15 protein-coding genes are annotated in these 16773 nt (G+C 71.1%); 10 read left to right on the top strand and 5 right to left on the bottom strand.

The genetic code is table 11. The features are described from left to right. Positions 1-8: 8 nt before the first annotated feature. From ACFT2C_RS13050 to ACFT2C_RS13035, 4 genes are all read right to left on the bottom strand, one after another. Entirely contained in the window at positions 9-1214 is a 1206-nt protein-coding gene (locus ACFT2C_RS13050; protein ID WP_377207490.1) for a hypothetical protein, read from the bottom strand. 99 nt (positions 1215-1313) lie between these two features. Beyond that, positions 1314-2156 carry an ABC transporter permease gene (locus ACFT2C_RS13045; protein ID WP_377207489.1) on the bottom strand — a complete coding sequence of 281 codons (843 nt, stop codon included), beginning with the start codon at positions 2154-2156 and terminating at the stop codon, positions 1314-1316. After that, positions 2153-2884 (bottom strand): ABC transporter ATP-binding protein, encoded by a 732-nt coding sequence (locus ACFT2C_RS13040; RefSeq protein WP_377207544.1) that lies wholly within the window; start codon positions 2882-2884, stop codon positions 2153-2155. The genes ACFT2C_RS13045 and ACFT2C_RS13040 overlap by 4 nt, the downstream gene beginning before the upstream one ends. Before the next feature lie 44 nt (positions 2885-2928). Next, the gene (locus ACFT2C_RS13035) at positions 2929-4335 is read right to left on the bottom strand and encodes an amidohydrolase family protein (protein WP_377207488.1); all 1407 of its coding nucleotides are present in this window, start codon (positions 4333-4335) and stop codon (positions 2929-2931) included. A gap of 146 nt (positions 4336-4481) precedes the next feature. Here ACFT2C_RS13035 and mshD point away from each other — a divergent pair, with 146 nt between their 5' ends. The 10 genes from mshD to ACFT2C_RS12985 all read left to right on the top strand — a co-directional run bounded on the left by mshD (position 4482) and on the right by ACFT2C_RS12985 (position 16248). Then, positions 4482-5540, top strand: coding sequence for a mycothiol synthase (gene mshD / locus ACFT2C_RS13030; RefSeq protein WP_377207487.1), 1059 nt, complete (start codon positions 4482-4484; stop codon positions 5538-5540). A gap of 144 nt (positions 5541-5684) precedes the next feature. After that, positions 5685-8132: an RNA degradosome polyphosphate kinase gene (locus ACFT2C_RS13025; RefSeq protein ID WP_377207486.1), complete on the top strand. Its 2448-nt coding sequence runs from the start codon at positions 5685-5687 to the stop codon at positions 8130-8132. Between the two features lie 17 nt (positions 8133-8149). Further along, the gene (locus tag ACFT2C_RS13020; protein WP_377207485.1) at positions 8150-9163 is read left to right on the top strand and encodes an NUDIX domain-containing protein; all 1014 of its coding nucleotides are present in this window, start codon (positions 8150-8152) and stop codon (positions 9161-9163) included. A 94-nt stretch (positions 9164-9257) separates the two neighbouring features. Next, entirely contained in the window at positions 9258-9857 is a 600-nt protein-coding gene (locus ACFT2C_RS13015; protein WP_377207484.1) for a hypothetical protein, read from the top strand. Positions 9858-10194: 337 nt separating this feature from the next. Further along, a complete protein-coding gene (locus ACFT2C_RS13010; RefSeq protein WP_377207483.1) occupies positions 10195-10812 on the top strand; it encodes a DUF47 domain-containing protein in 618 nt (205 codons plus the stop codon). A 1-nt stretch (position 10813) separates the two neighbouring features. Beyond that, positions 10814-11818 carry an anion permease gene (locus ACFT2C_RS13005; RefSeq protein WP_377207482.1) on the top strand — a complete coding sequence of 335 codons (1005 nt, stop codon included), beginning with the start codon at positions 10814-10816 and terminating at the stop codon, positions 11816-11818. 55 nt (positions 11819-11873) lie between these two features. Next, on the top strand, positions 11874-13316 hold the full coding sequence (locus ACFT2C_RS13000; protein ID WP_377207481.1) for a sugar porter family MFS transporter: 1443 nt from the start codon (positions 11874-11876) through the stop codon (positions 13314-13316). Between the two features lie 199 nt (positions 13317-13515). Continuing rightward, positions 13516-14019, top strand: coding sequence for a MarR family winged helix-turn-helix transcriptional regulator (locus tag ACFT2C_RS12995; protein ID WP_377207480.1), 504 nt, complete (start codon positions 13516-13518; stop codon positions 14017-14019). After that, complete coding sequence (locus tag ACFT2C_RS12990) at positions 14016-15632, top strand: MDR family MFS transporter (RefSeq protein ID WP_377207479.1); 1617 nt, start codon at positions 14016-14018, stop codon at positions 15630-15632. The genes ACFT2C_RS12995 and ACFT2C_RS12990 overlap by 4 nt, the downstream gene beginning before the upstream one ends. 70 nt (positions 15633-15702) lie before the next feature. Beyond that, the gene (locus ACFT2C_RS12985; RefSeq protein WP_377207478.1) at positions 15703-16248 is read left to right on the top strand and encodes a MarR family winged helix-turn-helix transcriptional regulator; all 546 of its coding nucleotides are present in this window, start codon (positions 15703-15705) and stop codon (positions 16246-16248) included. 15 nt (positions 16249-16263) lie between these two features. On the opposite strand, the gene msrB is transcribed toward ACFT2C_RS12985, so the two are convergent. Beyond that, positions 16264-16662, bottom strand: coding sequence for a peptide-methionine (R)-S-oxide reductase MsrB (msrB, locus tag ACFT2C_RS12980; protein ID WP_377207477.1), 399 nt, complete (start codon positions 16660-16662; stop codon positions 16264-16266). Positions 16663-16773: the final 111 nt, after the last annotated feature.

Here is a 16773-nt window from a genome sequence, read left to right as displayed (position 1 = left end):
TGTGCTCCTTACTTGCTCATCGAGATCGAGTCGTCGATGAACTCGTTGGTGTAGAGCGACTCGGGGTCGATGTCCGCGGAGTCGATCTGCCCGGCGTCCACGAGGATCGGGCCGAAGGTGTCGACGATCTCCGCCATGCGTTCGGGGTCGATCTGGCCGAACACCCCGGAGGCCGGGTCGTCGGTGACGATGCCGAGGTCCTGCTGGGCCTTGACCGAGAAGTCGGCCACGCCGAGCGAGTACGTCCATCCGGTCTGGTACTGGTCCACGAGGTCGACGATCAGCTCGTTCGTGGCCTGCGGGTCCTCGAGGTAGTCGATCTGCGCCTGCTGCATGATCGGCACGAGCTTGGCGAGGCAGTCGGCGTTCTCCTCGACCTTGTCCGCGCGGACGGCGAGCGCCTCCGGGTACACGGAGTAGCCGACGTCGGAGATCAGCTGGTAGTCGACCGGCTTGCCCCACTGCGGGATCTCGTGCTCGTAGCTGTACGGCTCGGCGGTCGCGAACCCCTGCTGCAGGATGCTCGGGTCGGAGACGAACCGCTGCGGCGTCCCCTCGAAGCTGAGGTCGATCTGCGACTTGTCGATGATGCCCTGGGAGGCGAGCAGCTGCGGGAACACGTCGCCCGAGGCGACGAGGGGGTCCCCGTCGGCCGCGGCCTCCTCGATGGTGGTCGCACCCTCGTGGCTCTCGGGGTCCCACATGACCATCTGCGGGCTGTTGGTGAGCTGGGACGCCACGGTGACCACGGGGTTGTCGGCCAGCCCGGCAATCTGCGCGTCGGTCGTCACCGCCCCGAGGAGGATCGAGTCGTCCAGGTACATGAGCGCGGGCACGGGCTGGAATCCGACGCTCGGCCCGCCCGGGCGCACCTCGATGTCGACGCCGGTGTCGACGCCCTGCGCCACCAGCGAGCCGGTGACCGACTTGGCCTCGGTGTCCACCGTGTGGTCGGACCCCACGAGCGAGTACATCGCCCCGTGCTCCGCCTCCGGCTGCCAGTCCTGCTGCATGACGACGGTCTCCGGGCACACGCCGGAGAGGTCGAGCGGGCCGTCCGCCTCCGCCGCCGGGACGTCGAGCTCAGCGGTCCCGCCCGCCTGCGCGTCGCCGCCGCCGCACGCGGTCAGGGCGAGGAGCGGGACGACGGTCAGCGCGGCGAGGGCGAGGCGTCGGGGTCGGGTGAGGGACATGCGGCGTCTGGAAAAGGACATGAGGACTCCAAGGGGGGTGGGTCAGGAGCGAGGGGGGTGTCAGGGCGAGGGGAGGGTGTCAGGGCGAGGCGGGTGGGTAAGGGACAAGCTCGGAGGTGGTCAGGGCGCGCCGCGGCCGTACCAGCGGCCGATGACCGCCCGGTCCAGCGCCGCGAAGACGGAGAACACGGCTACCCCGAACAGCGCGGTGAGGATGATGGCCATGAACAGGGCTTCCATGTTCAGCCGGAGCGTGTAGGTGCGCAGCAGACCGCCGATCCCGGGCGAGCCCTGCTGGAAGAAGAAGTCGCCGACGATCGCCCCGATGACGCTCAGGCCCGCGGCGTTGCGCAGGCCCGTGAAGATCGACGGGAGCGCCGCCGGGAACTGGAGCTTGAAGAGCCGCTGCACCCGCGTGGCCCGGTTCAGCGTGAACAGGTCGTGGGCGTCCGGCCCGGCGGACTGGAGCCCGAACAGCGTGTTCGCGATCATCGGGAAGAGCGCGATGATCACGCACACGACGATGCGTGCGTTGAAGCCGTAGCCCATCCAGATCCCGATGAGCGGCGTGAGGGCCAGGATCGGGATGGTCTGCAGGATCACCGCGTACGGGTAGAGGATCTTCTCGGCCCAGCCCGCCTGCGCCATGACCACGGCGTACCCGATGCCCAGGACGACGGCGACCGCCAGGCCGGACAGGGCCACGCCGACGGTCTGCCACAGCGCGTCGAGCATGGGCCCCATGACCATCGGGTTGCCGAGCGTGGCGCCGAGCACCTGGTGCAGCGGCGGCAGCAGGAAGCGCCGCTCGGGGGTGAGGACGAGGTACGTGACGGCGTACCAGACGGCGACTATGCCGGCGATGGCGGCGAGGAGCGGGCCGACCTTCGCGCCGGCCGCGGCCATCCGGCGTCGGACGCCGGTGTCGTTCCGGGGGCGGCCGGTCATCGTGGCGGCGCTCATGAGTGCTCCCCGAGGGCGGCGGAGACCTCGCCGGTGAGCGCCGCGAACTCGGGCTCGAAGCGGAGCTCGGGCGGGCGGGGGTAGGACCAGGGGACCGGGATATCGGCCACCACCCGGCCGGGGCGGCCGCTCATGACCACGACCCGCGTCGACAGGTAGACCGCCTCGGAGACGGAGTGCGTGATGAACAGGCCGGCGAAGCTCTTCAGCTCGAACAGGCTCTGCAGCTCCGTCTGCATCCGCAGCCGGGTGATCTCGTCGAGCGCCCCGAACGGCTCGTCGAACAGCGCGAGGTCCGGCTCGGCGACGAGCGCGCGGGCTATCGACACCCGCATCCGCATGCCGCCCGAGAGCTGGCGGGGGTGCTGCCTCTCGAAGCCGGTCAGCCCCACGAGGTCGAGCGCCGCTTGCGCGCGCCGACGTCGGTCCGCCTTGCCGGCGCCGCGCAGCTCGCCGACGAGCTCGACGTTCCGCAGCGCGCTGCGCCACTCCAGGAGCGTCGGCTCCTGGAACACGTAGGACGTGGAGGTGGCGTTCACCTCGATGTCTCCGCCGGTCACCTGCTCGAGCCCGGAGGCGAGCCGGAGAAGTGTCGACTTTCCGCACCCGGACGGGCCGACGACGGAGACGAACTCGCCGGCCGCCACCGAGAGGCTCACCCCCTCGAGCGCCACGGTGCCGGTGGGGAACGCCTTGGTCACGTCGTCGAGCACGAGAGTGCGCGTCATGGACTTCGGTCGTGGGGTCGTCGTGCTCACTGTGCTCACTGGTGTCACCTCACGAGCTGTTCGGGTGCGGGGAGTTCTGGGGGGCCGGGGCGGGCGGCCTGCCGGGAGGTCGGGCGGGAGTCCTGCCGGGAGGCAGACCCGAGGGCGAGGCTGCGCTGCACGCGGGTGTCCGCCACGACGCGGCCGCCCGCGAGGACGACGCGCGCGTGCTCCGCGCCGGACAGCACGTCGCCGAGCGGTACGTCCGGCACGAGGACGAGGTCGGCGCGGTCGCCGACGGCGAGACCCGCCCGCGGCAGGCCGAGCACCGTCCGCGCGCCCGCCGTCACGGCGTCGAGCGCCTCCCCCTCCGACAGGTGTGCGGCGGTCATGAGCAGCGACGTCGTCTCGAACGGGTCGCCGCTGCCCGCGGGGTTGAAGGGGTCGCGCATGTTGTCGGCCCCCGCTGCCACGGGGACCCCAGCGTCCAGGAGGGCGCGGACGGCGGTCAGTCCCCGGGGCACCAGGTGCGTGGCGTCGCGGCCCTGGAGATAGAGGTTCGTGATCGGCAGCGTCACGACGCCGAGACCGGCGCGCGCGACGAGGTCGACGACGGCGGCGAGGCGCTCCGGCGGCAGCGACCCGAGCCGGACGGCGTGGCTCGCGGTCACCCGCTGGGTCAGGCCGCGCGCGATCACCTGCCGGGCGAGCTCCTCGACGTCGAGCAGGCCGTCGTCCGGCAGCGCCGTCTGCTCGTCGGCGTGCAGGTCCACGGGGAGGCCGGTGCGCTCCGCGACGTCGAGCACCCGGGTGATCTCGGCCCTGGGGTCGGGCGCGAGGTGCGGGCAGCCGCCCAGCACGTCCACACCGCGGGCCGCCGCCTCGGCGAAGACCTCCGTCGGCGTGTGCCACCCGCCCAGGAGACACACCTGGAGCGTCACGGATCCCGCGAGCTCCTCGCGGAGCGTGAGGAGCGCGTCGAGCATGCGCAGCGGGTCGCCCTCGGCGGGCGCGTCGACGTGGGTGCGGATGGTCGTGATGCCCCGAGCCGCATATCGCTCGACGGCGGCCCGCGCGCGGTGCAGGACGTCGGCGCCGTCGATGCGGGGAGCGAGCTCGCGCCAGTGCGCGATGGCCTCCACGAGGTCCGCGCCCGCCCCCGCGGGCATGCGGGCGGCGGTGAGCGCCTTGTCGAGGTGGGCGTGCGGCTCGCACGCCGCCGGCAGCGCGAGCCAGCCGCTCGCGTCCAGCCGCAGGGCGGGCCCTCCGGCGAGCGTGCTCCCCGGGGCGAGGGCGCGCTGCCCGCCGTCCGCCACACCAACGACCCGGCCCCCGGCGATCTCGACGTCGACGACCGTGCCGTCGACGGTCCGCACACCCTGCAGGACGGCGACGTCGGCGCCCGCGAGCAGCGCCCCGCCGTCGGGCGCACCGACGGAAAGTGGCGCCTGCGTCATGGCGTCGTGCTGCACGGCGCCTCCTCTCCCGGGGCATGGACCGTGTGCGAATGTTGATCAGAGGAACATTCCGAACGCTAGGTGCGACCTGTTTCCACCGCGTGTCCGCTACGGCGCGGACATGTGAAACGTCACGCCCCTCGTGCTGGAGGATGGGGACTATGCGTATTGCCGCCCCCATTGAGATCGGTCCGCTCGACGCCGACGCCCAGCAGGCCGTCCGGAACCTGGCCGCCGCCGCTGAGGCGCACGACGGCGTCGCGCCGCTGTCCGAACAGCCCCTGCTCAACCTGGGCACGGATGCCGAGTGGATCACGCACGTCGTCGCGCACACCAAGGCGGGCAGCACCATCGGCTACGTGCAGATCGACCGCTCCGGCGACACCGCGAGCGCCGAGCTGGTGATCCACCCGGAGCACCGCCGAAACGGCCACGGCCGCATGCTGCTCAAGACCGCGGAACGGGACGCCACGCTCCCGTCCCGATCGGGCGAGCCCGGCCAGCACGGCAAGCCACTGCGGGTCTGGGCGCACGGCGATCTCGAGTCGGCCCGCGGCTTCGCCCGGGCGTCGGGCCTGCGCGCGGTGCGCGAGCTGCTCTTCCTCACCCGCCCAACCACCCCGACCCGCCCAACCACCCCGGCGCGCCCAACCGCCCCGGCGCGACCGCTCGCGTTGGGCGGATCGCCGTCCGAGACGTCGGCAGGGGCACCGGCCGGAGCGCCAGAGCTCCCTGAGGCACCCGCCGGCTATCGCCTGCGCACCTTCCGCCCCGGCGCCGACGACGCCGCCTGGCTCCGCGTCAATGCCCGCGCGTTCGCCACCCACCCGGAGCAGGGCCGGATGACCCTCGACGACCTGCGCGCCCGCCAGAGCGAGCAGTGGTTCGACCCGGAGGGCTTCTTCCTCCTCGTTCCGGACGGCGGCCCCGAGGGCGGCGCGGACGACGTCGACCCCGTGGCGTTCCTCTGGACCAAGACGGAGCCGGGCCAGCCGGACGACGCCCGCGATGGCGAGATCTACGTGCTGGGTGTCGACCCGGACCACCAGGGCAAGGGCCTGGGCCGGCTGCTGACCGACGTCGGTCTGGCGCACCTGGCGCGCACCGGGGCGACGCGTGCCGTGCTCTACGTCGAGGGCGACAACGCACCCGCCCTGGCCACGTACGAGCGGGCCGGTTTCACGCGGGCCGCAGTACACGTTCAGTACGCCCGCCCGTGACGAACTCTCTCCGAGAGCGTTACCCACTGTGTACTGAACGGTGACACCATGAACCACATGAAGGACAGCGCTGCGAACACCTCCGCCAGAACCCGGGACAAGAACGGCCGATTCATGAAGCAGAGCCCTCGTACGGCAAGCGCGATGTCCACAGCAGAGTCCACGAACGGCGAGCCGGACGGCCGCCGCGAGCCTGTCGAGAAGCCCGTCGAGAAGTCCGCCCCGAAGTCGGCGGACAAGCCCGCCGAGCAGGCCTCCGGCAAGAACGGCCTCGCGACCGCGACGAAGGTCCAGCAGCCCACCGCGACAGCGCCCGAAGGCGCCTCGGCGGAGGAGCTCCTGGACCCGCACTCCCTGGACCCGAGCCTGGCCGCGCACATCGCCGAGCACATCGCGGAGAGCTCCGGCGGGACCAGCCTGCTGGAACCGCTGCTGGGCGAGCCGCTGCCCGTCGACCGGTTCGCGGACCGCGAGGTGAGCTGGCTCGCCTTCAACCAGCGCGTGCTGGAGCTTGCCGAGGACCCGCGCATCCCGCTCCTGGAGCGCGTGCGCTTCCTGGCGATCTTCGCGTCCAACCTGGACGAGTTCTTCATGGTGCGCGTGGCCGGCCTGCAGCGCCGCATCGCGACCGGCATCGCGGTCACGAGCGCCTCGGGGCTCAGCCCGCGCCAGGCGCTGGCGCGGATCTCGGACGAGGCGCACAAGCTCATGGAGCGGCACGCGCGCGTGTTCGAGGACGAGGTGCAGCCGGCGCTGGCCGGCGAGGGCATCACGCTGGTGCACTGGGAGGAGCTGGACACCAAGGAGCAGGAGCGCCTGCACAAGTTCTTCCGCAAGCAGATCTTCCCTGTGCTCACCCCGCTGGCGGTGGACCCGGCCCACCCCTTCCCGTACATCTCGGGCCTCTCGCTCAACCTCGCGGTCGTGGTGGCGAACCCGGCCACGGGCAAGGAGCACTTCGCGCGCGTCAAGGTGCCGCCGCTGCTGCCGCGCTTCATCGCGGTGGACGCGTCGGGCAAGCCCCGCCGCCCGGGCACCAAGAAGGCCGACCCGCAGCGCGGGCCGCTCTCGTTCGTGCCGCTCGAGGAGGTCATCGCGCAGCACCTCGACTACCTGTTCCCGGGCATGGAGGTGCGCGAGAACCACACGTTCCGCGTCACCCGCAACGAGGACGTGGACGTCGAGGAGGACGACGCCGAGAACCTGCTCCAGGCCATGGAGAAGGAGCTCCTGCGCCGCCGGTTCGGCCCGCCGGTGCGGCTGGAGATCGCGAAGGACATCAGCCCGCGCATCCGGGACCTGATCGTCCGCGAGCTGGGCGTGAAGGACGAGGAGGTCTACGAGCTGCCCGCGCTGCTGGACCTCACGGGCCTCAACCTCATCGCGGACCTCGACCTGACCTCCTTGCACTACCCGCCCTTCGTGCCGTCCACGCACCGGCACCTCGCCGAGGTGGAGAGCTCCAAGCCGACGGACGTGTTCGCCGCGATCCGGCGCAGGGACATCCTGCTGCACCACCCGTACGACAGCTTCTCCACGAGCGTGCAGACGTTCCTGGAGCAGGCTGCGGCCGACCCGAACGTGCTGGCGATCAAGCAGACGCTGTACCGGACGTCGGGCGACTCGCCCATCGTGGACGCCCTGATCGACGCCGCGGAGGCGGGCAAGCAGGTCCTGGCCCTGGTCGAGATCAAGGCCCGGTTCGACGAGGAGGCCAACATCTCCTGGGCGCGCAAGCTCGAGGAGGCGGGCGTCCACGTGGTGTACGGGATCGTGGGCCTCAAGACGCACTGCAAGCTGTCGCTCGTCGTGCGCCAGGAGCCCGACGGCTCCCTGCTGCGGTACTGCCACGTCGGCACCGGCAACTACCACCCGAAGACGGCGCGCCTGTACACGGACCACGGCCTGCTGACCTGCGACTCGGACGTGGGCCAGGACCTGACGCGCCTGTTCAACCAGCTCTCCGGGTACGCCCCGAAGTCGACGTTCCACCGGCTGCTCGTGGCGCCCCGCGCCGTCCGCGCGGGCCTGGTCGAGCGCATCGAGCGCGAGGCGACGGCGGCCCGCGCCGGCCACGAGGCGTGGGTCAAGATGAAGATCAACTCGGTGGTCGACGAGACGGTGATCGACGCCCTGTACCGCGCCTCGCAGGCCGGCGTGCAGGTCGACCTGGTGGTGCGCGGCATCTGCGCGGTGAAGGTCGGCGTCCCCGGCCTCAGCGAGAACATCCGGGTGCGGTCCATCCTGGGCCGGTTCCTGGAGCACTCCCGCATCTTCGCGTTCGCCAACTCGGTGGGCCCGGCCCTCGCGGAGGGGCCGGAGTCCGGCCCCGAGGTGTTCCTCGGCTCGGCCGACCTGATGCACCGCAACCTCGACCGGCGGGTCGAGACGCTCATCCGGATCTCCGACCCGAACCACATCGGAGAGCTCCTCGGGCTCCTCGACGAGTCCATGGCGGCCACGACGGCGTCGTGGCACCTGCTGCCGGACGGTCGCTGGGAGCGCCCGGGCTCGGTGGGCAACAACGGGCTCCGCGACCTGCAGGCGGTCCTGATCCAGCGGCAACGGCGCCGGCTCGAGCCTGTCCGGTGACGGGCCGGCGGTCGGTAGTGGGCACAGGTCCGACGACGTCGGCCTCCCCCGCCGCGGGATCGCACACGCCGGTCGTGATGACGGCGGGCGGGCTCGTCTGGCGCCGTCGCGCCGGGCGGCTCCAGGTACAGCTGGTGCACCGCCCGCGGTACGACGACTGGTCGTGGCCCAAGGGCAAGCTCGAGGTCGGGGAGTCCTTCCAGGGCGCCGCGATCCGCGAGGTCGGCGAGGAGACGGGCAAGGAGATCGTGCTCGGCCGCCCGCTGCCCGGCCTGCAGTACCTGACGCCCGACGGGCACGTGAAGCGCGTGCACTACTGGGCGTCGCGCAGGGCACGCAAGGGACACGACAGCGCGGCGCTCACGGCGCGGGTGCCGATCGCCCCGGTCAACCGGGACGAGGTCGACCGGGCGGAGTGGCTGGACATGGCCGAAGCGGCGGAGCGCCTCACCCGGACGTCGGACCACGGTCCGCTGGACGCCCTCGCAAACGCCGAGGCCGAGGGCCTGCTCGACACCCGCGCGCTCGTCATCGCGCGGCACGGCCGGGCGGTGCCGCGCACGGCGTGGCACGGCTCCGAGCGCGACCGCCCGCTCACGCCGTTCGGGCACGGGCAGGCCGCCGCCCTGGTCCCGGTCCTGGCGGCCTACGGCATCGAGCACGTGATCAGCTCCCGGTGGGAGCGCTGTGCCACCACCATCGAACCGTACGTGCGGGCCGCGGGGCTGCGCCCGAGCTACAGCGAGTACCTCAGCGAGGCGCAGCACGAGCGGTCGCCGTCCCGTGTCGCCGCCACCATGCGCGACCTGCTGGGGGAGACCACCGAGGCGTCGGTGATCTGTACCCACCGCCCGGTCCTGCCCACGGTGCTGGACGTGCTGCGCCAGCACTCGTCGTCCACCGTGGCGGACGGCCTGCCGTCGGTCGACCCGTTCCTCGAACCCGGCGAGGTGCTGGTGGCGCACGTCGCCGACACGCCGTCCGGGCCGCGGGTGGTGGCCACCGAGAAGGTGAGCCCGCCCGTATGGTGACCCGGTTCGACCGGACAGTGGTGGACACACGTTTCATTTCGGCGCACTATCGGTCATCATGAGCAGCGACCAACGACCGCCGAGACGGCCGGCCATGCTGGACCCCCGGGACGCCGAGGCGCTCCCCGGCGAGGTGGACCCTGCCCTGCGCGACGAGGTCGCGCACGCGACGGCGCGCGCTCTCGTGGACCGGGCACGCACCACCGAGGACCCGAAGGTGGTGGAGCGGCTCATCCACCTGGTCGAGAACGAGGGCCTCGACACGGTAGCCGGCCTGTGGGCGGACGCCGCACCGGTCTCGCTGCCCGGGTCGCTCTGGCGCCTGTACGTGCTGCGCGAGTGGGTGCGCCGCGACCTGCCCACCGTCATGCTCAGGTATCGGCTCGGTGTGGAGGCCGCACCCGTCCAGGAGGCCGTCGCGGGCGTGCCGAGCCCTCCGGAACCTCGTGACCTGCAGATCCTGGCCGACGCCGTCCTGTCCGGCGTCTTCACCGGGGACCTCGCCGTCGCCCTCGAACGGGCCGGCGCGTTCTGCCGCATCCTGTCGACCGGAGCGGCGTTCGACGCCGACTCCCGCGAGGTCGCGGACCCCACCGGCGCGACCCGGATGACCCGAAGCGCGAGCTCGCTGCTGCGCACCGCCGAGGAGCTGGAACGGGCCGGTGACCTGTGGCGGACCGGCTCCCTCGAGTAGGCCCGCGCACTGTCAAGCTGGCCTCGCGCCCGGGCGCTGTGACATCCGACCCCCTTGGCAGATCCGCACACGCCATTAGGATGGTGCAGGCGACGCCGGGCTGCGGATGCCCCGGGCTCCACCTCAAGCCGCTACGAGCGGCCCCGCGCCGAGAGGCGCTCCCGGTTCGGCGTCGCTCATTCTTTCCCCCTCCTGGCCGGCGACGGCCACGGCGGAGTGCTGCCCGCGCACCCACGCCGTGTGTCACGAGTTGTCAAAGTCCGACCTTGCAAATTGGCGATAGTCGGCAACAGCCCTACGCTGAGCCTGTTCCAGAGCCCTTAGAACGGGAGCCCTCGTGCGCCTTACTCCGCGCGACACCACGTACTTCGATCTACTCGCCGCCTCGGCCCAGCACCTGGTCCGGGGCGCGTCCCTGCTGGCAGAGCTGCTCGGCGCGGACAAGGCGGGCCGCGAGAAGCTCGCGGACGAGATGCACGACGTCGAGCATCTCGCCGACGACGCCACGCACTCGATCATGCGCCGCCTCAACCAGACCTTCATCACGCCGTTCGACCGCGAGGACATCTCCGGTCTGGCCTCCGCGCTGGACGACTGCATGGACGAGATGGACGAGGCAGCGGACCTGATAGTCCTGTACAAGGTCGACGCCCTGCCGGACCGCGTGTCCGAGCTGGTCCAGGTGCTGCAGCGGTGCGCGGAGCTGACGGCGGACGCCATGCCCCGCCTGCGCTCGATGGACAAGCTCGCGGACTACTGGGTCGAGGTGAACCGCCTCGAGAACCAGGCGGACAAGCTGCACCGCAAGCTCATCGCCCAGCTCTTCGACGACCTGGCCGGCGACCCGGTCCAGCTCATGAAGCTGAAGGAGATCGTGGAGGTTCTCGAGAACGCCGCGGACAGCTTCGAGAAGGTGGCGAACATGGTCGAGACCATCGCCCTCAAGGAGTCCTGAGTTGGAGGTCGCCCTCGTCGTCCTCGTGGTGGCGCTCGCCCTGAGCTTCGACTTCACCAACGGCTTTCACGACGCCGCCAACGCCATCGCGACTTCGGTGTCGACCCGGGCCCTGACACCCCGGGTCGCGCTGCTGATGGCCGCGGTCATGAACTTCGCGGGCGCCCTGCTGGGTACCGAGGTCGCGGAGACCATCGCGTCGTCGATAGTCAACCTTACGGGCGCCGGCACGCACGCCGAGCTCGCCGTCGTGCTGTGCGCCCTGCTCGGCGCGATCGTGTGGAACCTCATCACGTGGTGGTTCGGTCTCCCGTCGTCGTCCACGCACGCGCTGATCGGCGGGCTGGTCGGCGCGGGCATCGCGGGCGGGATGAGCATCTACTGGTCCGCGATCGTGGACAAGGTCGTCCTGCCCATGATCATCTCGCCGCTGGTGGGCTTCGGGCTCGCTTTCGCGGGGATGGTCGCCGTCATGTGGATCTTCCGCAGCGCGGCCCCCGCCAAGACGCACCGTCGCTTCCGGATCGCCCAGACGGCGTCGGCCGCCGCGATGGCGCTGGGCCACGGTCTGCAGGACGCGCAGAAGACGATGGGCGTCATCTACCTGGCGCTGCTGACGGTCGGCTGGGCCGACGCGGAGGCGGGCATCCCGCTCTGGGTCAAGCTGTCCGCCGCCGCCGCGATCTCCGCCGGCACCTACTCGGGCGGCTGGCGCATCATGCGCACGCTCGGCCGCAAGATCATCGAGCTCGACCCGGCGCGCGGATTCGTGGCCGAGTCCGTCTCGGCGCTCGTGCTGTACGTCAACGCGTTCGCGCTGCACGCCCCGGTCTCCACCACGCACACGATCACCTCGGCGATCATGGGCGTCGGCGCTACCCGCCGGCTCTCCGCCGTCCGCTGGGGTGTGGCGAAGAACATAGCCATCGCCTGGGTGCTCACCATCCCGGCCGCGGCCCTGGTGGCGGCCCTTGCGACCTGGGCACTCTGGCCTTTCCTGACCTGATCACCTGGGCGGCTCCTCGCGCGACCTGCCCAGCGGGCGATCTAGCATCGGTCGTATGAGTACCGGCCCTTCTGCACCAACAGCCGCCGCACGATCAGCCCACCGCAAGGCAACGGCCCTCGCCTTCGCCGCAGCGGTGGGCGGTTTCTTGTTCGGCTTCGACAGCTCAGTGATCAACGGCGCGGTCAACGCCATCGAGGGTCAGTTCGAGCTCGATCCCTCGGCCACCGGCTTCGTCGTCGCCATCGCCCTGCTCGGCTGCGCGCTCGGCGCCTGGGCCGGCGGGCGCCTGGCCGACCGCTGGGGCCGCACCCACGTCATGGTGCTCGGCGCCGTCCTGTTCTTCGTGTCGTCGATCCTGTCCGCCGTCGCGTTCTCCGCGTGGGACCTGGCCGTCTGGCGCTTCATGGCCGGCGTGGGCATCGGCATCGCGTCCGTCATCGCGCCCGCGTACATCGCGGAGATCGCGCCCGCCGCGATGCGCGGCCGGCTGGGCTCGCTCCAGCAGCTCGCGATCACCGTCGGTATCTTCGCCGCGCTGCTCTCCGACCAGATCCTCGCCGAGTCGGCCGACGGCGCCGCGAACGTCCTCTGGCTCGGGTGGGAGGCGTGGCGCTGGATGTTCCTGGTGGCCGTGATCCCGGCCGCCGTCTACGGCCTCCTCGCGCTGCGCATCCCGGAGTCGCCGCGCTACCTCGCCGGCAAGGGGCGCGACGCCGACGCGCGCGCCGTCCTGGCCAGCGTGCTGGGCCCCGAGGAGGACGTCGACGACCGCCTCGTCCAGATCCACCGCAGCATCGCCATCGACGAGGCGAACGCCGCCCAGGGCTCGCTCCGGGGCAGCGCGCTGGGCCTCAAGCCGATCGTCTGGGTAGGCATCCTGCTGTCGGTCTTCCAGCAGTTCGTCGGCATCAACGTGATCTTCTACTACTCGACGACGCTGTGGCAGGCCGTCGGGTTCGACGAGAGCCAGGCGTTCCTGGTCTCCACCATCACGTCGGTCACGAACGTCGCCGTCACCTTCATCGCCATCGCACTCATCGACAAGGTGGGCCGCCGCCCGCTGCTCCTCATCGGCTCCGCCGGAATGGCCGTGTCCCTGGGCCTGATGGCCGTCGCCTTCACGCAGGCCACAGGCTCCGGCAGCGACATCTCGCTCAGCGGGCCGTGGGGCGTGATCGCGCTGGTCTGCGCCAACGCGTTCGTCGTGTTCTTCGGCGCCTCGTGGGGCCCGCTCGTCTGGGTGCTGCTCGGCGAGATGTTCCCGAACCGCATCCGGGCCGCTGCCCTCGGTGTCGCCGCGGCCATGCAGTGGGTGGCGAACTTCGTCATCACCATGACGTTCCCGCCCCTGCTGTCCGCCTTCGGGGCCAGCGTGCCCTACCTGATGTACGCGATCTTCGCGGCGCTGAGCTTCTTCTTCGTATTCACCAGGGTGCGCGAGACCAAGGGCATGGAGCTCGAGGACATGGGCGAGGAGAGCCGCGCCAAGGTCTGACCGGAACCCCCGAGCTCAGCCAGGACGGCGCCGCCCCCACCACGGTGGGGGCGGCGCCGTTCTCGTGACGCCCGCGTGCCGGCCGGGCGGTTCCGTGTCGCGCAGATCACGCCGCCGTCCTCGAATCGATTCCCGCAGAACGCTTGCATTCGGCAACCAACTCGATATAGTTGCTCTAAGCAATCAATTGCGAGGCACGATGACTTCCTCACCCAGCCGGACGCCGTCCGGCACCGAAGCTCCGGCCGTCACCCTGATCTCCGCGCTCCAGAGTCTTTCGCGCGCCCAGCGGGAAGCGGCGGCGCGTATCGCCCACGAGCTCGACTGGCCCCGGTCGGGCGTGGCCGTGCTGCACCTGCTCGCCAAGTGCGGCCCGGTCTCCCTGACCGACATCGCGGCGCACCTGCGCGTCGACCTCTCCGTAGCGAGCCGCCAGGTGAGCACGCTGGCCGACGCCGGATACGTCGTCCGCACGGTCGACGCCGACGACCGCCGCGTCCGCACGGTGGACCTGACCGAAGCCGGGCGCGCCTTCGCGGCCGAGGCGGCAGTGCAGTACACGAACATGATCGACCGGGCGTTCGCCGCCTGGTCGCCCGAAGACCTCGACGAGGCGACCCGCACGCTGGACCGCCTCGTCGACACCATCAGTGCGGACACCGCGCACCGGAGATCGCCCCAGAACCAGCAGGAGTTTGCATGAGCAGCGCCAACACCCATTCCCTCGTGGCCGAACCCGACCACCTCCAGGGCGAACCGCCCGCCATGACCCACAGCGAGGTGCTCCGGGCACTGTCCGGGATCCTGCTCGGCATGTTCGTCTCGGTCCTCGCCATGTCCGTCGTGTCGTCGTCCCTGCCGAAGATCATCACCGACCTCGAGGGCGGGCAGTCCTCCTTCACGTGGGTGGTCACGGCCACCCTGCTGACCTCGACGATCTCCACCCCGATCTGGGGCAAGCTCGCCGACCTGACCAACCGCAAGACGCTGATCCAGATCGCGCTGATCATCTCCGTGCTGTCGGCGGCGGCGGCCGGCTTCTCGCAGGACGTCGGCCAGCTCATCACGTTCCGCGCCTTCCAGGGGATCGGCGCGGGTGGCCTGCAGTCCCTGGCCGCCGTGCTCATCGCGGACATCATCAGCCCGCGGCAGCGCGGCCGGTACATGGGCCTCATGGGCTCGATCATGGGTATCGGCATGGTCGGCGGCCCGATCCTCGGCGGCTTCCTCACGGACGCCATCAGCTGGCGCTGGAACTTCTTCGTGGGCCTGCCGTTCGCGGTGGCCTCGATCATCGTGCTGCAGATGACGCTCCGGCTCCCGAAGCGCCCGCGTGGCGGCGCGAAGATCGACATCGCCGGCGCCACACTGATCGCCGCGGGCATCGCGTCCCTCCTGCTGTGGATCACCTTCGCCGGCACCGAGTTCGACTGGGTCTCCTGGCAGACGGCGGCGATGGTCGGCGGCTCCCTCGTGGTCCTCGCGATCGCCGTGCTCGTCGAGCTGCGTGTGAAGAACCCGCTCATCCCGATGTACTTGTTCAAGAACCGCACCCTGGTGCTCGCCGTCATCGGCTCGGTCGCCGTGGGCGTCGCGATGTTCGGCTCGTCGGTGTTCCTCAGCCAGTACATGCAGCTCTCGCGCGGCAAGACGCCGACGGAGTCCGGCCTGTACACGATCCCGATGGTCGTCGGCCTGTTCCTGTCGTCCAGCGTCGGCGGGCAGCTCATCTCCAAGACCGGCAGGTACAAGCCGTTCATGGTCACGGGTGGCGTGCTGCTGACCGGCGGCCTGCTGCTCCTGTCGACGCTCGACTACCACACGTCGTTCGTGCTGGTGTCGATCTACCTGTTCGTCCTGGGCTCCGGCGTCGGCCTGCTCATGCAGAACATGGTGCTCGCCACGCAGAACACCCTGCACATCAAGGACTCGGGCTCGGGTACGTCCACCGTGACGTTCTTCCGGTCGCTCGGCGGCGCGATCGGCGTCTCCGCGCTCGGCGCGATCCTCGGGCACAGCGTGAAGGCGAGCCTGCAGGACGGCATCGCCGAGATCGCCCCGGAGCTGGCGAAGCAGGGGATCGACCCGTCCGCGCTCGGGTCCGGGGGCGGCACGCTGCCCGACCTGGCGACGCTCCCGCCGATCCTGGTCGAGGTCGTCGAGAAGGCGTACGCGAACGGCATCGCCGACATCTTCCTGGCCGCCGTCCCCCTCGCCCTGATCGCGCTGCTCTGCGTCTCCCTCATCAAGGAGGTCCCGCTGGGCCACCGCTCGGGCATCGACCAGCTCAAGGACCTGGAGCCCGCCGCGAGCTGACCCCCTTGGTTGTGGGGGATTTCGGGGCCCTGGGCTGTGCTCCCGGCGCTCGACGCGTCATCATGGGCAAATGCTCTCGAGTACAGGCAGTTCCAGCACGGAGACGACCGAGGACCCGGTCGCCGGCAAGGGTGCCGGTGACGAGGTCGTCGGCGCCGGCGGGACCGTCCTGGGGCCGTTCGAAGGACTGGAACGTGAGATCCGGTTGCTGATCCGCCGCGCGCAGTCCTCCGGGACGTCGATCGCCCGGCGGGTCCATCCCGAGCTCGACGCCAGCGCGTACCCGCTCCTGGCGCACATCGCCGAGCGGCCCGGCGCCCGCGGCTCGGACCTCGCCACGTTCTTCGGCGTCGGCCGCGCCACGGTGTCGCGGCAGCTCAGCCGCCTCGTGGAGCTCGGGCTCGTCGAACGCACGGTCGACCCGGAGGACAGCCGCGGTCAGCGCATCACCCTGACGCCCGACGGCGCCGCCCGCTTCGACCGGGCGCGCGCCAGCCGCGTCGCCATGCTGGAGGGGGCGCTCGCCACCTGGGAGACGGCGGACGTCGCCCAGCTGGCCAGACTCCTCAACCGCTACTCGACGGACATCGTGGCGTGGAAGCAGAGCGGTCGCTGACCGCTCTGCCGGTGGTCAGCTCTCCTCGAACGTGAGGCTCACCGAGTTCATGCAGAACCGGTCGCCGGTCGGGGTCTGCGGCGCGTCGTCGAAGACGTGCCCCAGGTGCGACCCGCAGGTCGCGCAGCGCACCTCGGTACGCACCATGCCGAGCGAACGGTCCTCGATCAGCTCGACGGAGTCTCCGGCGAGCGGGCTGTAGAACGACGGCCAGCCGCAGTGCGAGTCGAACTTGGTGTCCGACCGGAACAGCTCGGCCGAACACGCGCGACAGCGGTAGACGCCGGTGCGCTTCTCGTCGAGCAGCTCACCCGTCCACGCGCGCTCGGTGCCCGCCCCGCGCAGCACCGCGTACTCCTGGGCCGAGAGCTGCTCGCGCCACTCCTGGTCGGACTTCGAAATCTTGTACGTCATCTCTGCACCTCCGCGCAGTGCAACTCCCGGTCGGGGCCCGCTGTTCCCACCGGACCGCGAAGTAGAGCGTGTGTCCGGCCTCCGCTGGTTGTTAACCCCTGTCTCTTATAC

Origin of the sequence: Promicromonospora sp. NPDC057138 (assembly GCF_042670845.1) — a bacterium.
Classification (GTDB): domain Bacteria; phylum Actinomycetota; class Actinomycetes; order Actinomycetales; family Cellulomonadaceae; genus Promicromonospora.
The sequence above is the reverse complement of the archived record's forward strand: the minus strand, read 5'-3'. Positions and strand labels throughout refer to the sequence as shown.

What these genes read in the sequence shown, in the direction of transcription:
- ACFT2C_RS13050 (WP_377207490.1), bottom strand. Translation starts at nt 1,214, where the DNA reads ATGTCCTTTTCCAGACGCCGCATGTCCCTCACCCGACCCCGACGCCTC.
- ACFT2C_RS13045 (WP_377207489.1), bottom strand. Translation starts at nt 2,156, where the DNA reads ATGAGCGCCGCCACGATGACCGGCCGCCCCCGGAACGACACCGGCGTC.
- ACFT2C_RS13040 (WP_377207544.1), bottom strand. Translation starts at nt 2,884, where the DNA reads ATGACGCGCACTCTCGTGCTCGACGACGTGACCAAGGCGTTCCCCACC.
- mshD (WP_377207487.1), top strand. Translation starts at nt 4,482, where the DNA reads ATGCGTATTGCCGCCCCCATTGAGATCGGTCCGCTCGACGCCGACGCC.
- ACFT2C_RS13025 (WP_377207486.1), top strand. Translation starts at nt 5,685, where the DNA reads ATGTCCACAGCAGAGTCCACGAACGGCGAGCCGGACGGCCGCCGCGAG.
- ACFT2C_RS13015 (WP_377207484.1), top strand. Translation starts at nt 9,258, where the DNA reads ATGCTGGACCCCCGGGACGCCGAGGCGCTCCCCGGCGAGGTGGACCCT.
- ACFT2C_RS13000 (WP_377207481.1), top strand. Translation starts at nt 11,874, where the DNA reads ATGAGTACCGGCCCTTCTGCACCAACAGCCGCCGCACGATCAGCCCAC.
- ACFT2C_RS12995 (WP_377207480.1), top strand. Translation starts at nt 13,516, where the DNA reads ATGACTTCCTCACCCAGCCGGACGCCGTCCGGCACCGAAGCTCCGGCC.
- ACFT2C_RS12990 (WP_377207479.1), top strand. Translation starts at nt 14,016, where the DNA reads ATGAGCAGCGCCAACACCCATTCCCTCGTGGCCGAACCCGACCACCTC.
- ACFT2C_RS12985 (WP_377207478.1), top strand. Translation starts at nt 15,703, where the DNA reads ATGCTCTCGAGTACAGGCAGTTCCAGCACGGAGACGACCGAGGACCCG.
- msrB (WP_377207477.1), bottom strand. Translation starts at nt 16,662, where the DNA reads ATGACGTACAAGATTTCGAAGTCCGACCAGGAGTGGCGCGAGCAGCTC.